Here is an 18,622-nt window from a genome sequence, read left to right on the forward strand (position 1 = left end):
GTGCAGGAGCCCGTTCGCCCATGACCGCGATCCCCGCCACCACTGTCGCCAACCTCCGCGATCTGGGCGGCACGCCGCTCGCCGGGGGCCGTACGGTCCGGCCCGGCCTCGTCTTCCGGGCCGGGGCGCTCGACCGCTACGACCCCGGCGGCGACCCGCGCGTGGCCGCGCTCGGGATCCGTACGGTGATCGACCTCCGTACGGATTCGGAGCGCGCCGAACGGCCCGACCGGCTGCCCGACGGGGCGCGGCTCGTCGTCGCGGACGCGCTGGCGGACGCGGTGAGCGCGGACGGGGCTCCGGCGGTGGCCGCGCAGCTGCGGCACGTCCTGGCCGACCCCGTCACCGCCGAACAGCGCCTGGGCCGGGGCCGGGCCGAGGAACTGTTCGCCGAGACCTACCGGGGCCTGGTCTCCTCACCCGCCGCCCGCACCGCGTACCGCACGCTGCTGCTCGAACTGGCCGCCGAGGACGCGGGCCCGCTGCTCTTCCACTGCACGGCGGGCAAGGACCGTACGGGCTGGGGCACGACGATCGTCCTCTCGCTGCTGGGAGCGGATGCGTCGGCGATCGAGCGGGAGTACCTGTCGGTGAACGGCGCGGTGCGTCAGGCGTTCGCGCCCCTGATCGAGGGCTTCACGGCCCAGGGCGGCGACCCGGAGATCGCGCTGGCCGTGATCGGTGTGGTCCCGGAGTACCTCACGGCTGCGCTGGACGAGGTGTCGCTGCGGTACGGGTCGATGGAGGGGTATGTGCGAGAGGGGCTGGGGGTGGGGGACGACGTGGTGGAGCGGATTCGGGGGCGGGTGGTGGGGTGAGGGGTGCGTCGGGGGCGCGCCGGGCCGGGCGCGAGCCTTGAGGAGAGCGGTGCTCTCGGGCGCGCCTCGGCCCACGAGCCACGTCCCGTCCCACGCCTCCCACCCTGCGGCGACCGGGTGACCATCTCACCATTCGCTCGTTTTGCTGAACGTGGCCCCGCCCCAGGACATCCTCAACCGCCCCGCCCCCATCGGTATCGAGCAGGCCGAAGCGGCCCTGGTCGAGCACTATCCGCGGCTCACCCGGCTCGCCTATCTCGTGCTGCCGCCCTCCCTCGGGCGCAACCGGCGCGTGGTGACCGCGCACGCGCTGGTGCAGAGGTCGCTGCCCCGGGGGCGTGGTGCCGGGGAGGGGCCGATTCCGGCGCCCCGGCGGGAGGACCCGGGGTACGGGTTCGTGCGGCGGCAGGTGGTGCGGCAGGCGTTGGAGGCCGGGCTGCCGTTGCGGCGGCGGGCGTGGCCGAAGCGGGCGCAGTTGCCGCCGGTGCTGCCGCAGGTGTGGGGGCTGCGCCTGTTCCCCCGGTCCGGCGGGGCCGATGAACTCGCCCTGGACCAGCGGCTTTCGGCGCTCAGCGGGCCCGGCCGGGCCGCGTACGTGCTGCGCGGGCTCGACGGGCTCGGGGACGCCGAGCTGCGCCGCGAGCTCGACGCCGTGGGGGTCGAGGACCCCGCCGCCGCCCTCGCGGAGGCCGGCGACCGGGACGCCTCGGCCGCGCTGCTCGCCTCCGCCGAGTTCGACCCCTGCTCGCTCCAGGCCCGCCCCACCGACCTGATGCGCCGCCGCCAGCACGCGCGCGCGGCCCTCGTCGCCACCGCCGCCGTCGTGGTCTGCGGCGCGCTCCTCGGGCTGCCCGGCGACGGCTGGGGCCCGGACGGCGCCGCCGCGCCCTCGTACGCACGTAATCCCGCGGCCGAGGCCGCCCTCGACCCGGCCCAGGTCGTCCGGGTGCAGAGCGCGGCCTGGCGGACCTCGGCCCGTACCGACTTCTCCGTATGGCCCGCCCGGGGCGCGCTCACCGGCGACAGCAAGCTGCTGCGGCGCGCGCTCGCCGTCTGGGCGCGGCCGGGGAAGTCCGTACACGTCTCGGCGACGCCCGGAACACCGTCCGGCCCCCCGATGGGCGCGCCCCAACTGCTGTACGCGGGGCGGGTGGACGGCGCCCGTATCGTGCTGTTCTATGACGGGATGCGCATCGCGCGCTACGCCGAGCCGCTGGACGGCCAGTCCGGCGCGGCCCTCGACTTCGCGCGCGTGGACGGCGCCGACACGGCGTCCGCCGAGGCGATGGTGGTGGGCCGCACCGACGGCAACGTCCGCTATCTGACGGCTCCTTGGGTGCGCGAGGCGGCGGTACGGGACCTGCTCGACCCGTCGGCCGCGCCCCGCCCGCTGCACCGCGACGCGGACGGTCTGACCGGCCCGATCGTCTCGCCCGCCCAGGCCCGCGACTGCACCTCCTGGGACGTGCTCCAGCTCCACGACGACTCGGGGACGGCGCTGCTCACCGACCTCGGCGAGCTCGCGCCCGCGCGGCTGACCTGGGGTTCGCCGGACGCGCCCAAGGACGTCACGAGCGCGGCCGCGCGCGAGGGCTGGGCCAGGACCGCCTGTCTGCTCCCCACGGTCCGCTCGCACGGCGTGCGCACGGTGAACTCATGGCAGTTCGCCAAGCAGACGCTCCCCGAGACCAGCGGCACGGCCGCCTGGCTCTGCACCCGCGCCGACACCTGGTCCGGTACGGACAACCAGGTGCTCGCCCAGTTCCAGGCCCCAGCGCCCAGGCCCGGCACGGCGGGCGCGGTGGCCGCGCGCGCCGAGAACACGGCCGCCTGCGGCCCGCGCCAGCCGCATGTGCTGGCCGGAGTGCTCTGGAAGTCCCACGGCGGGCACTGGTACGTGCTCGCGGCCGGCAGCGACGACATGACCCGGGTCGGCGTCACCGGTGGCGTCGAGGCCGAGGAGCACGGCCATCTGCTCGCCGTGCGCACCCAGGAGGGCGCCCGCGCCCAGCTCACCGGCCGCCTCGCGGACGGCACCACGGTCAACGCCCTGCGCTGAGCGTGCGCGCCGGGCGCCCGGCGCGCACGACCGGGACTGACCCGGGGGCTCACGCCCGTATGACCGGCTCCGGCCGGGCCATCGACGCCCGCGCCGGCGCCCGTATGACCGGTTCCGCACGAACAACTCCTCGCACAACCCTGTTGCCAGGCGTCTACCCGTCAGTACATTGACGCCATGTCTAATACGCCGCAGCCCGCTCCGGTGGTCTCGGAGCACATAGAGCTCAAGGCCCGGAACGTCTCGTTCGAGTGGGAGAAGACGCCCCTGCACTGGGTCCCCGGCGACCCGTTCACCGGCCACACCATCAATGTGCTGCATCTGCTGCTGCCCGCCGGTGAGCGCTGGTTCGTGCAGGTGTACAAGCAGGTCCTGCCGTACATCCGCGACGAGCGGCTGCGCGAGGACGTCATCGGGTTCATCGGGCAGGAGGCCACGCACTCGGCCGCCCACGACGACGTGCTCCCCCACCTCAAGGCGCTCGGCCTGGACCCCACCCCGTACACCGCGCAGGTCGACTGGCTCTTCGAGAAGCTGCTCGGGGACCGGACGCTGCCGCCGGGGCGGGCACGCGAGTGGTGGCTGATGGAGCGGGTCGCGACCATCGCGGCGATCGAGCACTACACGGCGTTCCTCGGCGACTGGATCCTCAACGCCGACGCCCTGGACCGGCGTGGCGCCGACCCGACCATGCTGGATCTGCTGCGCTGGCACGGCGCCGAGGAGGTCGAGCACCGCTCCGTCGCGTTCGACCTGTTCATGCACGTCGACGGGGGTTACCGGCGCCGGGCGCGGACCTGGGCGACCGCGTTCACCGCGCTCGTCTTCCTCTGGCAGCGCGGCGCCCGCTTCTTCATGGCGAACGACCCGACCCTGCTCGACGGCAAGGCCACCTTCCGCGACTTCGCGCGCGCCGGACGCCAGGGCACACTGCCCACGCCCACCGCGATGCTGCGCTCGATCCCGCGCTATCTGAGCCGTACGTACCACCCCTCCCAGGAGGGCTCGACGGAGCAGGCCGTGGCCTATCTGGCGAGCTCGCCCGGCGCCAACGGAGGCCGCTGACATGCCCCGTACCCGGTCCGTGGTCCTTCTCGCGGGGGCCGCGCTGCTCACCCGGCGGGCGCTGCGCCGCCGTATCGCCACCTCCCCGCTGTGGCCGCTGCCCGCCCTGGAGGCGCCGATCTCGGGGCAGGGCACGCGCCGCGCCCCCTCAATGCGGCTCACCGTCACCGAACGGACGCTCCCCGCCGAGGGCGTGGCGCTGCTGCGGCTGGAAGCGCCGACGGGCACCCCGCTGCCCGCCTGGGAGCCGGGCGCGCACCTCGATCTGGTGCTGCCGTCCGGCCTGATCCGCCAGTACTCGCTCTGCGGCGACCCCGCCGACCGCGCCGCGTACACCGTCGCGACCCGGCTGATCGAGGACGGCCGCGGCGGCTCCCGCGAGGTCCACGAGCAGCTGCGCGAGGGCGCCGAACTCGTGGTGCGCGGCCCGCGCAACCGGTTCGCGCTGACCGAGGCGTCCTCGTACGCGTTCGTGGCGGGCGGGATCGGGATCACGCCGATCCTGCCCATGCTGCGTACGGTCGCGGCGGCCGGGGGCGAGTGGCGGCTGCTGTACGGCGGGCGCTCGCGCGCCACCATGCCGTTCCTGGACGAGATCGAGAAGCTGGGCGCCGAGGGCTCGCGGGTCACCGTGGTGCCCGAGGACGAGGCCGGACTGCCCGATGTAGCCGCTTACTTGACCGGAACGGACGACGGCGCGGCGGTGTACTGCTGCGGGCCCGAGCCGCTGATGGACGCCGTGGGCGCGCGCGTGCCCGAGGGGCCCACCCTGCATCTGGAACGCTTCACGCCGGGCGCGAGCACCGCGCAGCTCGGCACCTTCGACGTCGAACTGCGGCGTACGGGCCGCACGCTCACCGTCGAGGCGGGCACCTCCGTGCTCGCCACCGTCCGCGCGGAGCTTCCGGACCTCCCGTACTCCTGCGAGCAGGGCTTCTGCGGAACCTGTCAACAGCGGGTCCTGGAAGGGGAGATAGACCACCAGGACGAGCTGCTGACCGACGCCGAGCGCGAGGACTCGATGCTGATCTGCGTATCTCGCTGCCGGGGGGCGAAAATCGTCCTCGACCTGTAGGTACTCTGTTCGCATGACGACCGGGGTACGGCGCAGGATGGGCGTCGAAGAGCGCAGGCGGCAGCTGATCGGGGTCGCGCTGGAGCTGTTCAGCCACCGCTCCCCCGACGACGTCTCCATCGACGAGATAGCGGCGGCCGCCGGGATATCGCGGCCGCTCGTCTATCACTACTTCCCCGGCAAGCAGAGTCTGTACGAGGCAGCGCTGCGGCTGGCCGCCGACGATCTGGCCGGACGGTTCGTGGAGCCGCGCGAAGGGCCGCTCGGGGCGCGGCTGCTGCGGGTGATGGGGCGGTTCTTCGACTTCGTCGAGGGGCACGGGCCCGGCTTCTCCGCGCTGATGCGGGGCGGCCCCGCGGCCTCGGCGGTCGGCTCGACCACCGCCAACGCGATGATCGACGAGGTGCGGCACGCGGCCTACCTCCAGATCCTCGCCCACCTGGACGTCCAGGACCCGCCCGCGCGGCTTGAGTTGGTCGTACGGTCGTGGGTCTCGCTGGCCGAGTCGACTGCGCTGATCTGGCTGGACGGGCGCCGGATCCCGCGCGCCGAGCTGGAGTTGCAGCTGGTGCACGACTTCGCGGCGCTCGCCGCGGTGAGTGCCGCGTACGACGCGGAGATGGCGGCGGTGGTGCTGCGGATCATCGCGAACGAGCCCACGGACGGGCCGTTCGGCGACCTGCTGGCGCGGCTCACCGCGCTGGCACCGCCGCGCGGGGACCACTGACCTGCCCGTACCGTGATCACCATGACGACATCGCTCGACACGCTCTCCTTCCGGCCCGCCGACGAGGGCGATCTCGACGTCCTGGTGGGCCTGTACGACGCGGCCGCGCACCGGATGCGGGGCAGCGGGATCGACCAGTGGCGGCCCGGCGACAAGGACGCGGCGCACTTCCGGGAGCGGATCGCGGAGGGCGAGGTCTGGCTCGCGCTCCTCGACGGCCAAGTGGCCGGGGCGTACGAGCTGTGGTGGACGGACGAGCCCGCCTGGGGGGTGCGGCCGCCCGAGGCCGGTTATGTGCACCGACTGATGACCGATACCTCAGTCGCACCGGCCGGCACCGGCCGGGCCCTGCTCGCGCACGCCGAGCAGCGGATCGCGGCCGCCGGGCGCGCCCTGGTCCGTCTGGACTTCAAGGCGTCGAGCCCGGGGCTGCGGGCGTACTACGAGCGGGCCGGGTACGCGGTGACGGGCGAGCAGCCGTTCAAGGAGGGCGGCGGCAGCAACTACGCGGTGGTGCTGATGGAGAAGCGTCTCAGCTGAGCGCCATTCCCGTGAGCCGCAGCGCCAGCAGCGCCACATCGTCCTCGCGGCTGCCGAAGGCGCTCAGGAGCGTGTCGCAGAGGGCGGCCGTGCCGGGCGGGGCCAGGGCCGCGATGCGGCGCAGTCGCTCCATGGAGTCCGCGAGGTCGGTCCCGCGCGTCTCGATCAGCCCGTCCGTCACCATCAGCAGGACGTCGGACGGCTCCAGCTGATGGCTGACCGCCTCCGGCCGTTCGAGGCCGAGGCCGAGCAGCGGGCCGTGTACGTCGAGGTAGGCCGCCTCGCCGTGGGCGGGGATCCGCAACGGCGGTATATGGCCCGCGTTGGCGATCCGGGCGACGCCGCGCAGCGGGTCGATGAGGGCGAGGCACAAGGTCGCGGTGGCCTCGGGGTGGTAGAGCTGGAGCATGCGGTCGAGGCGGCGCGCGAGGACGGCCGGGTCGCGCTCGTCGGTCGCGTACGCCCGTAGCGCATGGCGCAGTTCGACCATGACGGTGGCCGCGTCGAGCGAGTGGCCGACGACGTCGCCGACGCCGACGAGGAGTCCGTCGGGGGTGGGCAGCGCGGTGTAGAAGTCGCCGCCGATCTCGGCGCGGGGCGAGGCCGGGACATAGCGCACGGCGACGTCCGCGCCGGGCAGCCGGGGCTGGTGCTGCGGCAGGAAGCTGCGCTGGAGGGTGAGCGCCACATGCCGTTCCTCGGCGGCGGTGCGCAGCGACTCGGCGGCCTGCGCGGTGGCCTCGGCGAGATGACCGAGCAGGGCCCGGGTGTCCTGGTCCTCGGCGGCGCGCACGGGCGCGGCCAGACAGACCGGCGGCTGGTCGACGTGGGTGCGGGCGAGCACCAGACGCACCTCGCCGCGGCCCGGGCCTGCCCACAGGATGCCGGGCGGCCACAGGGGGGCGGGGGCCGCCAGCGAGCGGACGCCGGTGCGGCCCGCCATGGACCGCTGGAGCAGTACGGACAGGGCGGTGGTGGCGGTGCCGATCCGGCGGCGCGGCGGGCCGCCCGCGTACAGCGTGCCGTCGGTGCCGAAGACGAAGGCGGCGGCCGGGCAGCGCACCAGGGCGGCGGTCGCGGCGGCGGCCGTGTCGGCGAGCTCCTGCGGGCAGCTCGCCGCGTGGAGTTCGGCGGTGGCGGTGGCGAGCCGGGCGAGGCGGCCCGCGCGGGCGTCGGCGTCGTGGCGGAACCGGGCGCCGCGCAGCGCGGCCCGTACGACGGCCTGGATCTCCTCGGGCTCCACGGGCACCCCGAGATACGCCTCGGCGCCCGCGTCCAGGCCCCGGGTGCGGTCGCGCGGGGTGCTGGCGGCGGCCGAGAAGTGCACCACGGGCATCACGGCGATCTCGGGGTGCGCCTTGATGCGGCGGCACAGCTCGATGCCGTCCATGTCGGGCAGGCCCACGTCGACCAGGGCCACGTCGGGCAGCGCGCCGCTCCTGACCCGCAGGTCGAGCTCGACCAGGGTCGCGGACGCGGTGGCCAGCGGCACCACCCGGTGGCCCGCCCGGCGCAGGACCGCGCCCATGGCGTAGCGGTTGGCGTCGATGTCGTCGACGACCAGCACGGTGGTGTCGTAGGACGGCTTCACTGCGAGTCCCCCGTGGGGCGGACGGCCCCGGTGGGCGGTGGTGCGGACGGATCGTTTCGACGGGTCGTTCATACGGACAGTCGGTTCGGTACGACTCACCGTAGCCGCGCGAACCGGCCATCGGGGAAGAACGTCAACTCCCTTGAGCGAAATCACCCTTGAGGGCGTAGCTGAGCCCCTGGTCCAGTCCGGTGCTCATGCCCCGGCGGAACGCGAGGTCGTACGCGCGGTCCCCGAGCGTGGCCCGCGCCCGGCGCTCGCACTCCTCGCGCACGGCGGTCAGCCGGGGCGCGCCCATCTGCGCCTTTCCGACGGTACGCCAGCACTTCTGCCCTATGCCGAGCACCAGGGCGCCGTCCTCGCCCTCGCCCTGGGCGGCCAGCGCGCAGGCGAGCAGGTCGAGGCCGAGGGCGATGCCGAAGCTGTCGTGGAGCAGCCGCTTGCCGGCGAGCATCGCGCGCGCGTGCACGGCGGCCTCGTCGGGGCGGCCGAGCGCGAGCGCGGTGACGGCGATCATGTAGTCGGCGTAGGCCCGCATCCAGCGCTCACCGCGTGCGGCGCACTGGTCGCGCAGCCAGGTCGCCTCGGCGGCGGCCTCGGCGTAGCGGGCGAGGTTGGTGAGGGCGTAGATCCGGGCGAGGACGCACAGGACGAGGCCGGGCGAGTAGTCGATGTCGGCCGCGTCGATGACCGGGGTGCACACGTCGAGCGCGCCTTCGGGGTCGCCCGGCATCAGGATGGCCCCACCGAGCAGATAGGCGGCGCGCAGCCCGGACTCGGTGTCGGTGGCGGCCTCGGCGCACCGCCGGGCGTGGTGCAGGGCGGTCTCCATGTCGCCCTGGAGGAACGCGGTCATGCCGAGCGCCCACAGCGCCCGGTCGCGGGCCGGGCCCGGTTCGGGGGCGAGCGCCAGGGCGCGCTCCAGGTGGTCGCGGCCCTCGCGCAGATGCCCGCAGCAGAACCAGAAGAACCAGAGCGAGGCCGCCATGTCGAGCGCGGCCGCCGGGTCGGTGGCGAGCAGATACTCCAACGCGGTGCGCAGATCGGCGTGTTCGGCGGTGAGCCGCTCGTACCACTCCAGCTGGTCCGGGCCCATCCAGCCCGCCTCGGCCTCATGGGCGAGGCGGCGGCAGCGCTCGGCGTGGCGCCGGGCGACCTCGTCCTCCTCGCCGAGCTCGCGCAGCCACTGGCGGCCGTACTCGCGGATGGTGTCGAGCATCCGGTAGCCGGAGCGTCCGCGGTGCGTTCTGGTCCGTACGACGGACTTGGCGGCGAGTCCCGCGAGCGCCGGGGCGACGCCCTCGGCCTCCAGCGGTCCGCCCGCGGCGACGTCCCGGGCCGCGTCCAGGTCGAAACCCCCGGCGAACACGGAGAGCCGGGCCCACAGCAGACGTTCCAGGGGCGCGCACAGCTCGTGGCTCCAGCCGATGGTGGTGCGCATGGTCTGGTGGCGCGGCAGCCGGGCGGCGCGGGTGTCGGCGAGGACCTCGAACCGTGAGTCGAGCCGTTCGGCCAGCTGCTCCACGGTCCACAACCGCAGCCGGGCGCCCGCGAGTTCGATGGCCAGCGGGATGCCGTCGAGTCTGCGGCAGACGGCGACGGCCGCCTCCGCGCGGGCCGGGGCGTCGAAGGACGAGGGCGACAGATGCGGGACCGCCTCTGCGGCGCGCTGCTTGAAGAGGGTGAGCGCGGCGCCCTCGGGCGGCAGCGGGCTCAGCGAGAAAACACGTTCCTCCGGGCGCCCGAGCCGCTGCCGGCTGGTGACCAGGACGGTGAGCCCCGGCGAGGTCTGGAGCAGTTCGCCGATGAGGTGGCCGCAGGCGGAGACCAGGTGCTCGCAGGTGTCCAGGACAAGAAGGAGCTGTTTGTCGCCGAGCCACCCGCACAGCGCCTCGGCGGCGGTGCGGGTGCTCTGTTCGGCGACGGGCAGATGGTCGGCGACGGTGGCCGCGAGCAGCACGGGGTCGCACAGCGGGGACAGCTCGACCCACCACACCCCGTCGGGACAGGACTCCCGCCGCTCGCGCGCGGCCCGCAGCGCGAGCCGGGACTTGCCGACGCCGCCCGGCCCGGTGACCGTGACCAGCCGGTTGCGGCGCAACAGGCCGTCCAGGGTGGCCAGTTCCACCGACCGGCCGACGAAACTCGTGGTCTCCGCTGGCAGATTCCCCAACACGCGCACAGTCTGGACCAGAGGATGACCGGGCCCCGAGCCCATCGCACGGTTCAGACGGAACCGACCAGAAAACGGCCAGAGTTGGTCACTCAACAGCTCGTTACGATCGAAGCCCCGCCATCAACGTAACCAAGCCCGCTCACTTCCGTACGCGTGCGGTGGAGCCGCGCACCACCAGCTCCGGCTGGAACACGAACTCCGTGCGCTGGACTGGGTTTCCGTGGATCTCCTCCAGGAGCGCGCCCACCGCGGCCGTCGCCATCGCCTGGACGGGCTGGCGGACCGTGGTCAGCGGCGGGTCGGTGAAGGCGATCAGCTGGGAGTCGTCGAAGCCCACCACCGACACGTCGCCGGGCACCGCGAACCCGCGCTCGCGTGCCGCGCGGATCACCCCGAGCGCCATCATGTCGCTGGCGCACACCACCCCCGTACAGCCCTGGTCGAGGAGCGCGCCCGCCGCCACCTGTCCGCCCTCGACGCTGAAGAGCGTGTGCCGGATGTACGCGGCGGCCTCCTCGGTACGCAGTCCGAGGCGCTCCCCCAGCGCCGCCGTGAACCCCTCGGCCTTGCGCCGCGAGGGCACATAGCGCGGCGGGCCCGCCGCGAGCCCGATCCGGGTGTGGCCGAGGTCCGCGAGATGGCGCACGGCCATCGCCATCGCCGCGTGGTCGTCGGGCGAGACGAAGGGTGCGGGGATGCGGTCGTTGTACCCGTTGACCAGGACGAACGGCACCTGGCGCTCGGCGAGCGCGAGATAGCGGCCGGGGTCGGTGGCGGTGTCCGCGTGCAGCCCCGAGAGGAACACGATGCCGTTGACCCCGCGCTCCTCCAACTGCTCGACCAGCTCGTCCTCGGTCGCCCCGCCGGGCAGCTGGGTGCAGAGCACCGGGGTGTAGCCGTGTCCGGCGAGCACCTGCTCGACGGCCTGCGCGAACGCCGGGAAGATCGGGTTCGTGAGCTCCGGGGTCACCAGCCCGATCAGCCCCGCACTGCGCTGCCGCAGCCGCGCGGGCCGCTCCCAGCCGAGCACGTCGAGCGCCGCGAGCACCCGCTGGCGGGTGGGGTCGGCGACGCCCGGGCGCCCGTTGAGCACCCGGCTGACGGTGGCCTCGCTGACGGCCGCCTGGGCGGCGATGTCGGCGAGGCGCGGACCGGCCTCGGTCACACCGTCCACCACACCGCGGTGTCGCCGGGAAGGTCGAACTCGCTCCCGTCCAGGACGACTTCACCACTGGCGAGCAGAACCGCCCCGCGCACGGGCATCCGTACGGCGTCGCGCGTGAAGTTGACCGTGCAGACGAACCCGTCCCGGGCGAAGGCGAGCACGCCCTCGGGCGCGTCCAGCCACTCGACGGCGGTGCCCCGGCCGAGCCCGGGGTGGTCGCGCCGGACGGCGAGGGCGGAGCGGTAGAGCTCCAGCGTGGAGGACGCGTCACCGACCTGCGCCTCGACGCTCAGCTTCCCCCAGTCGTCGGGCTGGGGCAGCCAGCTCCCGCCGCTGCCGAAGCCGTACGAGGACCCGTCGACGGTCCACGGAATCGGCACCCGGCACCCGTCCCGGAACCCGTCCTGGCCTTCCGCGCGGAAGAAGGAGGGGTCCTGGCGTACGTCGTCGGGGAGATCGGTGACGTCCGGGAGGCCGAGTTCCTCGCCCTGGTAGATGTACGCGGAGCCGGGCAGCGCGAGCATCAGCAGCGTGGCGGCCCGGGCGCGGCGCAGCCCGAGCGAGCGGTCGCCCGGGGTACGCAACTGGGTGCCGAGGCCGCTCGGGTTGGCGAACCGCGTCGCGTGCCGGGTCACGTCATGGTTGGAGAGCACCCAGGTGGCGGGGGCACCGACCGGGCGCATGGCGGCGAGCGAGTCGTCGACGACGTTCCGCAGCTCCTCGGCGTCCCAAGGGGCGCCCAGGTACTGGAAGTTGAAGGCCTGGTGGAGCTCGTCCGGACGTACGTACAGGGCCGTGCGGTCGGCCGACGGGGTCCACGCCTCGGCGACCGCGATGCGCTCGCCCGGGTACTCGGCGAGGATGCGGCGCCAGGAGCGGTAGATCGCGTGGACGCCGTCCTGGTCGAAGAACGGCATGACATCGTTGCCCAGCAGTTTGAGCTGGTCGGCGCCGCCGATGTCGGGCAGGCCCGCCGCCTTCACCAGACCATGGGCGACATCGACGCGGAACCCGTCCACACCCATGTCCAGCCAGAACCGCAGGATCGAGCGGAACTCGTCGGCGACGGCGGGGTGCTCCCAGTTGAAGTCCGGCTGCTCCGGGGCGAAGAGGTGGAGGTACCACTCGCCGTCGGGCTCGGCTGTACGGGTCCAGGCGGGGCCGCCGAAGATGGACTCCCAGTCGTTGGGCGGCAGTTCGCCGTTCTCGCCGCGCCCCGGCCGGAAGTGGTACCGGTCCCGCAGCGCCGAGCCCGGCCCCTCGCGCAGGGCCCGCTTGAACCACTCGTGCTGGTCGGAGGAGTGGTTGGGCACCAGGTCCACGATGATCCGCAGCCCGAGCGCGTGCGCGTCGCGGATGAGGGCGTCGGCGTCGTGCAGGGTGCCGAACATCGGGTCGATGGCGCGGTAGTCGGCGACGTCGTAGCCGGCGTCGGCCTGCGGGGACGCGTAGAAGGGCGACAGCCAGACGGCGTCGACGCCGAGGTCCCGGAGGTACGGCAGGCGCGACCGCACGCCTTCGAGGTCGCCCATGCCGTCGCCGTTGGCGTCGGCGAAGCTGCGCGGATAGACCTGGTAGATCACGGCGTCCTGCCACCAGGTGGTGCGGGTTTCGGCGGTCGCGGTGAGGTGCGGGGTCATTTCTTCCCTGGGGTGGTGGTTGGTGGTGGTGTACGGGACGGGTGCGGGTGGGCGGCGCCTGCGGCGGGCGGCTCCCCACCCCGCCCCTTCCCTAAAGCCCTGGGCGGGCGGCCGGGCGGGAACGAAGGACGTCTCCCGGGGGCTACGCCCCCGGCCCCCCGAGCGGGGCTGCGCCCCTGCACCCCCTCGGGGGCTCCGCCCCCAAACCCCGGGCGGGGCCTGCGGCCCCTGCACCCCGCTGGGGTGGGTGGGCGAGCGAGGCTGTACCCCGCACCCCCCGTTGGGTGGGTGGGTACACGGGGCCTGCACCCCGCCGGGGCTGGGCTCCGCCCCGGACCCCGATCCCCACGCGCCGGAGGTGTCGGAGGTGCCTTAAGGGGCGCGGGGAACTGCGCGACCAGCCCCCGCCGGCCCGCAGTCGAAGAACCGAGCCTCCGGGGGTGCAAGCCCCGCCGGGGAGCGGGGCGGAACCCCGGCGGGGAGTCTGAGGGGCGGAGCCCCGAGGGGTGCAGGGGCCGCAGGGCCCGCGAAGGGGTTCCGGAAACGGGGCCTCAACCCCCACCCACCCTCGGAGAGTTAAGGGAACGGGCGGGGTGGGGGTCATCCCTTTGTGGCCCCCGCCGTCATCCCCGCCACCAAATGCTTCTGCGCGAACAGGAAGAACACCGCCGCCGGGATGGCGATGAGCACGGACGCCGCCGTCATCGGGCCCCAGTTCGCCGTGTACTGGGTCACGAACGTCTGCAACCCGCCCGCCAGCGTCAGATGCTCGTCCCCCACCATGAACGCCGACGCGTACGCGACCTCGCCCCACGCCGTGATGAAGGAGTAGAACGCCGTCACCGCGAGCCCCGGCTTCGCCAACGGCAGGATCAGCCGCCAGAACGTACCGAACGGGTTCAGCCCGTCCACCCGCCCCGACTCGTCGATCTCCACCGGGATCCCGTCGAAGAACCCCTTCATCATCCAGGCGCAGAACGGGACCGCGATCGTCAGATACGTGATGATCAGGCCCACCGGCTGGTTCAGCAGCCCCAGTTGGCCCATCAGGTTGTAGAGCGGGACGATCAGGATCGCCATCGGGAACATCTGGGTGATCAGGAGGGTCCACATCAGGGGGCGCATGCCGGGGAACCGGAAGCGGCTGACCGCGTAACCCGTCGTCGCGGAGATGAAGACGCCGAGCACCGTCGTCACCCCCGCGATCAGCGCCGAGTTCCCGAACCACGTGAAGAAGCTCGTCTTGTCCACCAGATAGCGGTAGTTGTCGAGCGTCGTGTCCTTGAAGAAGTCCGTGGTCATCGCGTACTTCGCCGGCTTCAGCGACGTCAGCAGCACCCACAGCACCGGGAAGACCGCGATGATCGACGCCACGATCAGCGTCGCGTGCAGGCCGAAGGACGCCAGCGGCGAGCGCTTGCCGCGCACGGCCCCGTCACGTTCACTCCGTACAGAAGACGTCATCGTCACCACACCTCTCCCTGCTTGCGCAGCGACCGCCGGTACACAAGCGCGAAGATCATCAGAACCGCCAGGATCAGCACGCCCCACGTCGCCGACCCCGCGAAGTCGCGCGGGCTCTCCACGAACGCCTGGCGAAACGCCTGCGTCACCAGGATCTCGGTGGAGTCGCCGGGACCGCCCCGGGTGAGCAGGAAGATCACCGGGAACATGTTGAACGTCCAGATAGTGGAGAGCAGGATCACCGTCGACGACACACCCCGCAGGCCCGGCACCGTGATGTGCAGGAACCGCTTCCACGGGCCGGCCCCGTCCATCTCCGCCGCCTCGTACAGCTCGCCGGGGATCGACTGGAGGCCGCCCAGGAGCGCGACCATCATGAACGGCACGCCCAGCCAGACGTTGACCGCGATCACCGAGACCTTGGCCCACGTCGGGTCGTCCAGCCACGGGATCGCCGAAATGCCGCCGCCGTCAAGGACCTTGTTCAGCAGGCCGTTGTCCCGGTTGAACAGGAACCGCCAGGCGAACACCGAGACGAAGCCCGGCACCGCCCACGGCAGGATCAGCATCATCCGGTAGGCCGCGCGGCCCCGGAACTGCCGGTTGAGCATGTTCGCCAGGCCCAGGCCGAGCAGGAACGTGATGGAGACGCAGCACACCGTCCACACCACGGTCCACACCAGCCGCTGCAGGAACACGGGGTCCTGGAGCACGCTCGTGTAGTTGTCGAACCCGACGAACTTGTACGTCGCCGCGATGTGGTTGGCGCCGATCGTCCGGCCGACGTTGCGCTCGTTGGCGTCGGTCAGCGACAGGTAGACGCCCCGGCCCAGCGGCCAGCCGATGATCACGCCGAGGACGATCACCACGGGGGCGACCATCGTCCAGGCGTACCAGTGCGTCGATAGCGCGCGCCGGAGCCGGCCCGGGCGCTCGCCGGTCGCGCGGGCCCGGCCGCGGGCGCTGTCGCCCGCGGCCTTCGCCGTCGACCGGTCGGTGTGGACAGTCATGTCAGGACTACCTATCTCCGTACCGTCTCGTACCTGCCGGACTGCTCGACCCGTCCGTTACTTCCAGCCCTTGAGGATCTTGCGGAAGGCCTCGCCGGAGGCCTTGGCCGCGTCCTCGGGCGACGAGGCGCCGGTGACGGCCTTGGTGAACTGGAGCTTCAGCGGCTCGAAGAGGGAGCCGTTCTCCGGGATCCAGGCGCGCTCGACGGCCTTGTCGACGGCCGGCTTGAAGAACTGGACCATCTCGTTGGACTTGACGTCCGGCTGGTCGTACGCGGCGGTCCGGGTCGGCAGCAGGCTGAGCGCCTTGGTGGTCTGCACCTGGACGTTCTGCGAGGTCAGGTAGTCGACGAAGGCGTGCGAGGCATCGAGGTTCTTGGAGCCCGCGTAGACCGCGAGGTCGTGGCCGCCCTGCGGGGCGCCCTGGGCGGCGGAGCCGGCCGGGACCGCGGCGACGCCGAGGTTGGACTTGTCCTTGAACTGGTCACCGGCGTACACATCCGCGACGGCCCAGGGGCCGTTGACCATCATGGCGACCTTGCCCGACTTGAAGGCGGTCTCCATGTTGTTCCAGCCGTCGGTGGCGTTGGTGATCGCGGCGCCGGAGGTGACCAGGTCACGGGCGGCCTTGAACGCCTTGACCCCGGCGGGGCCGTCGACCGTGACCTTCTTGCCCTTGGCGTCGACGAGGTCGCCGCCCTCGCCGTAGATGAACGGCAGGAACCAGTACGAGTCGTCGCCGCGCAGGTAGAGGCCGGTGTTGCCGGTCTTGGACTTGATCGTGGCGGCCGCGGTCTTCAGCTCGTCGAGCGACTTCGGCGGCTGGACGCCCGCGTCCTTGAGCATCTTCTTGTTGTAGAAGAGGCCGAGGGTGTCGATGACCTGCGGTACGGCGTACATCGTGCCGTCGTACTTGCCGCTGGCGGCGGCCTGCTTGAGGAACGCGGAGTCCACTTCCTTGGCCTTGGCGTCCGGGACCTTGTCCAGGTAGCCCAGCGAGGCGAAGTCGGCGACCCAGCCGACGTCGGAGCGGATGACGTCCGGCGCGTCCGAGCCGCTGCCGAAGGCGTTCTTGATCTTGTTCTGCGCGTCGCCGTACGGCACGTTGACGTACTTGACGGTGACCTTGGGGTGCAGCGTGTGGAAGTCCTCGGCGATCTTCTGGAAGGTCGCCTTCTCGGTGTCGTTCGAGGTGTCCCACCAGGTCACGGTGCCGGAGAGCTCGCCCGAGCTCTTCTTGTCACCGCTGTCACTGCTGTCACTGCCGCCGCAAGCCGTCGCCGCGAGCGCCAGTGTCGCGACCAGCGCGGTGGCCGCTATGCCACGTCGCATGTGAACTCCTTCAACGGGTGCCGCGCCATCACGGCGCCGGATCGCCAGGAACGTAACAAGGATGAAAGAAGACCGAAAGACCTTGCGAAGAATTTCTGCAAGGCGGGTCGATCGTTACATCCACGTGTCCACACGGTTGCCGTCACGCGCCTTGCCAGCGGGGCTCTTGGCACTCCACGGGCATGACAGAGAGGTCGACAGCAGGCTTGCAAGACTTCCGCAAGACCTTGCAAGACTGTTACCTTCGGGGTGCAGCGGCGTTGATCCCGTAGGCGCAGGACACCGTTTCAGGCCACTGGAGAGGGACCCGTTTATGACGCAGGAGCTGACCACGCCCCCCGCCACCGCGGGCCGCACCCCGGACACCGACACCCCGGCCGCCGACTGGTGGCGCGACGCCGTCATCTACCAGGTGTACGTCCGCTCCTTCGCGGACGGCGACGGCGACGGCATCGGCGACCTGCCCGGCATCCGGGCCCGCCTGCCGCATCTCGCGGAGCTCGGCGCGGACGCCGTCTGGCTCACCCCGTTCTACGCCTCCCCGCAGGCCGACGGCGGCTACGACGTGGCCGACTACCGGGCCGTCGACCCGCTCTTCGGCACCCTCCAGGACGCCGACGACCTGGTCCGCGAGGCCCATCGGCTCGGTCTGCGCGTCATCGTCGACATCGTCCCCAACCACACCTCCGACCAGCACAGCTGGTTCCGCGCGGCGCTCGCCGGCGGCCCGGAGCGCGAGCGCTACCACTTCCACCCGGGCAAGCGGTCGGCCGTGCCCGCCCAGGGCCCGGCCGCGCCGCCCAACGACTGGGAGTCGGTCTTCGGCGGCCCCGCCTGGACCCGTACCGAGGACGGGGACTGGTATCTGCACCTGTTCGCCCCCGAGCAGCCCGACCTCAACTGGGAACACCCGGACGTGCGGGCCGAGTTCGAGTCCGTACTGCGGTTCTGGCTCGACCTCGGCGTCGACGGCTTCCGCATCGACGTGGCCCACGGCATGGTCAAGGCCGAGGGACTGCCCGACATCGGCGCCCGCGAGCAGGCCAAGCTGATCGGCGCCCAGGAGCTGCCGTTCTTCGACCAGGACGGCGTCCACGAGATCCACCGCAGCTGGCGCCGCCTGCTCGATTCGTACGACGGCCAGCGCATCGCGGTCGCCGAGGCGTGGGCCCCCTCTCCCGAGCGCCTGGCCCTGTACGTACGGCCGGACGAACTGCACCAGGCGTTCAACTTCCAGTTCCTGAACTGCCCTTGGGACGCGGCCGAGATGCGCGAGGTCGTCGACGCCTCGCTGGCCGCGACCCGCTCGGTCGGCGCCCCCACCACCTGGGTGCTCTCCAACCACGACGTGGTGCGCCACCCGACCCGGTACGGCGGCGGCGAGCAGGGCCTGCGCCGGGCGCGGGCCGCGGCCCTGCTGATGCTGGCGCTGCCCGGCTCCGCGTACATCTACCAGGGCGAGGAGCTGGGCCTGCCCGAGGTGACCGACCTGCCCGACGAGGTGCGCCAGGACCCGTCGTTCTTCCGCGCCGAGGGCCAGGACGGGTTCCGGGACGGCTGCCGGGTGCCGATTCCGTGGACCGCCGACGGGTCCTCGTACGGCTTCGGCGGTGGCGGGAGCTGGCTGCCGCAGCCCGCCGCATGGGCCGGGCTGAGCATCGAGGCGCAGACCGGTGATCCGCGCTCCACGCTGGAGCTCTACCGCTCCGCGCTCGCGCTGCGGCGTGCGCTTCCGGGGCTCGGTGACGGGGAGATGGAGTGGCTGGAGGCGCCCGCCGACATGCTGGCGTTCGCCCGGCCGGGGTTCGTGTGCACGGTCAACACCGGTGCCTGTGCGGTCGAACTGGCCGTCCCGGGACGGCCGCTGATCGCCACGGCACCCCTGGAGTTCACCGGCGGTAATGTCACGATCCCCGCCGAATCCGCCGTCTGGTGGGCAATCTGACGTGCGACCGGTACA

The 18,622-nt window shown here is 72.7% G+C and carries 14 protein-coding genes; 7 read left to right on the forward strand and 7 right to left on the reverse strand.

Annotation, left to right across the window (positions count from 1 at the left end; genetic code table 11):
• Window positions 1–20: 20 nt before the first annotated feature.
• The 6 genes from BG418_RS33400 (at window position 21) to BG418_RS33425 (ending at window position 6,284) form a co-directional block, all read left to right on the forward strand.
• Window positions 21–818 carry a tyrosine-protein phosphatase gene (locus BG418_RS33400; RefSeq protein ID WP_188277811.1) on the forward strand — a complete coding sequence of 266 codons (798 nt, stop codon included), beginning with the start codon at window positions 21–23 and terminating at the stop codon, window positions 816–818.
• Between the two features lie 142 nt (window positions 819–960).
• Complete coding sequence (locus BG418_RS33405) at window positions 961–2,877, forward strand: hypothetical protein (RefSeq protein ID WP_188277812.1); 1,917 nt, start codon at window positions 961–963, stop codon at window positions 2,875–2,877.
• A 177-nt stretch (window positions 2,878–3,054) separates the two neighbouring features.
• Window positions 3,055–3,942, forward strand: a complete 888-nt coding sequence (locus BG418_RS33410; RefSeq protein WP_188277813.1) for a metal-dependent hydrolase — start codon at window positions 3,055–3,057, stop codon at window positions 3,940–3,942.
• Between the two features lies 1 nt (window position 3,943).
• Complete coding sequence (locus tag BG418_RS33415; RefSeq protein ID WP_188277814.1) at window positions 3,944–5,017, forward strand: PDR/VanB family oxidoreductase; 1,074 nt, start codon at window positions 3,944–3,946, stop codon at window positions 5,015–5,017.
• Window positions 5,018–5,030: 13 nt separating this feature from the next.
• The gene (locus BG418_RS33420) at window positions 5,031–5,744 is read left to right on the forward strand and encodes a TetR/AcrR family transcriptional regulator (RefSeq protein WP_188277815.1); all 714 of its coding nucleotides are present in this window, start codon (window positions 5,031–5,033) and stop codon (window positions 5,742–5,744) included.
• Window positions 5,745–5,765: 21 nt separating this feature from the next.
• Window positions 5,766–6,284 carry a GNAT family N-acetyltransferase gene (locus BG418_RS33425; RefSeq protein WP_188277816.1) on the forward strand — a complete coding sequence of 173 codons (519 nt, stop codon included), beginning with the start codon at window positions 5,766–5,768 and terminating at the stop codon, window positions 6,282–6,284.
• Here the strand turns inward: BG418_RS33425 and BG418_RS33430 are convergent.
• The 7 genes from BG418_RS33430 to BG418_RS33460 all read right to left on the reverse strand — a co-directional run bounded on the left by BG418_RS33430 (window position 6,277) and on the right by BG418_RS33460 (window position 16,662).
• A complete protein-coding gene (locus BG418_RS33430; protein ID WP_317453845.1) occupies window positions 6,277–7,875 on the reverse strand; it encodes a fused response regulator/phosphatase in 1,599 nt (532 codons plus the stop codon). The two genes, BG418_RS33425 and BG418_RS33430, sit on opposite strands and share 8 nt — an antisense overlap.
• A gap of 133 nt (window positions 7,876–8,008) precedes the next feature.
• Window positions 8,009–10,051, reverse strand: coding sequence for an NB-ARC domain-containing protein (locus BG418_RS33435; RefSeq protein WP_188277818.1), 2,043 nt, complete (start codon window positions 10,049–10,051; stop codon window positions 8,009–8,011).
• A gap of 139 nt (window positions 10,052–10,190) precedes the next feature.
• On the reverse strand, window positions 10,191–11,228 hold the full coding sequence (locus BG418_RS33440; protein ID WP_188277819.1) for a LacI family DNA-binding transcriptional regulator: 1,038 nt from the start codon (window positions 11,226–11,228) through the stop codon (window positions 10,191–10,193).
• A complete protein-coding gene (locus BG418_RS33445) occupies window positions 11,213–12,856 on the reverse strand; it encodes a glycoside hydrolase family 13 protein (protein WP_188277820.1) in 1,644 nt (547 codons plus the stop codon). Before BG418_RS33445 ends, BG418_RS33440 begins: the two co-directional genes overlap by 16 nt.
• 600 nt (window positions 12,857–13,456) lie before the next feature.
• Window positions 13,457–14,320 carry a sugar ABC transporter permease gene (locus tag BG418_RS33450; protein WP_188277821.1) on the reverse strand — a complete coding sequence of 288 codons (864 nt, stop codon included), beginning with the start codon at window positions 14,318–14,320 and terminating at the stop codon, window positions 13,457–13,459.
• 2 nt (window positions 14,321–14,322) lie between these two features.
• Entirely contained in the window at window positions 14,323–15,330 is a 1,008-nt protein-coding gene (locus tag BG418_RS33455; protein ID WP_188277822.1) for a carbohydrate ABC transporter permease, read from the reverse strand.
• 57 nt (window positions 15,331–15,387) lie between these two features.
• Window positions 15,388–16,662: an extracellular solute-binding protein gene (locus tag BG418_RS33460; protein WP_188277823.1), complete on the reverse strand. Its 1,275-nt coding sequence runs from the start codon at window positions 16,660–16,662 to the stop codon at window positions 15,388–15,390.
• 313 nt (window positions 16,663–16,975) lie between these two features.
• Between BG418_RS33460 and BG418_RS33465 the strand changes: the two genes are divergently transcribed.
• The gene (locus tag BG418_RS33465) at window positions 16,976–18,607 is read left to right on the forward strand and encodes a glycoside hydrolase family 13 protein (RefSeq protein WP_188277824.1); all 1,632 of its coding nucleotides are present in this window, start codon (window positions 16,976–16,978) and stop codon (window positions 18,605–18,607) included.
• Window positions 18,608–18,622 lie beyond the last annotated feature (15 nt).

This window comes from Streptomyces sp. CBMA152, from assembly GCF_014596475.1.
GTDB lineage: Bacteria > Actinomycetota > Actinomycetes > Streptomycetales > Streptomycetaceae > Streptomyces.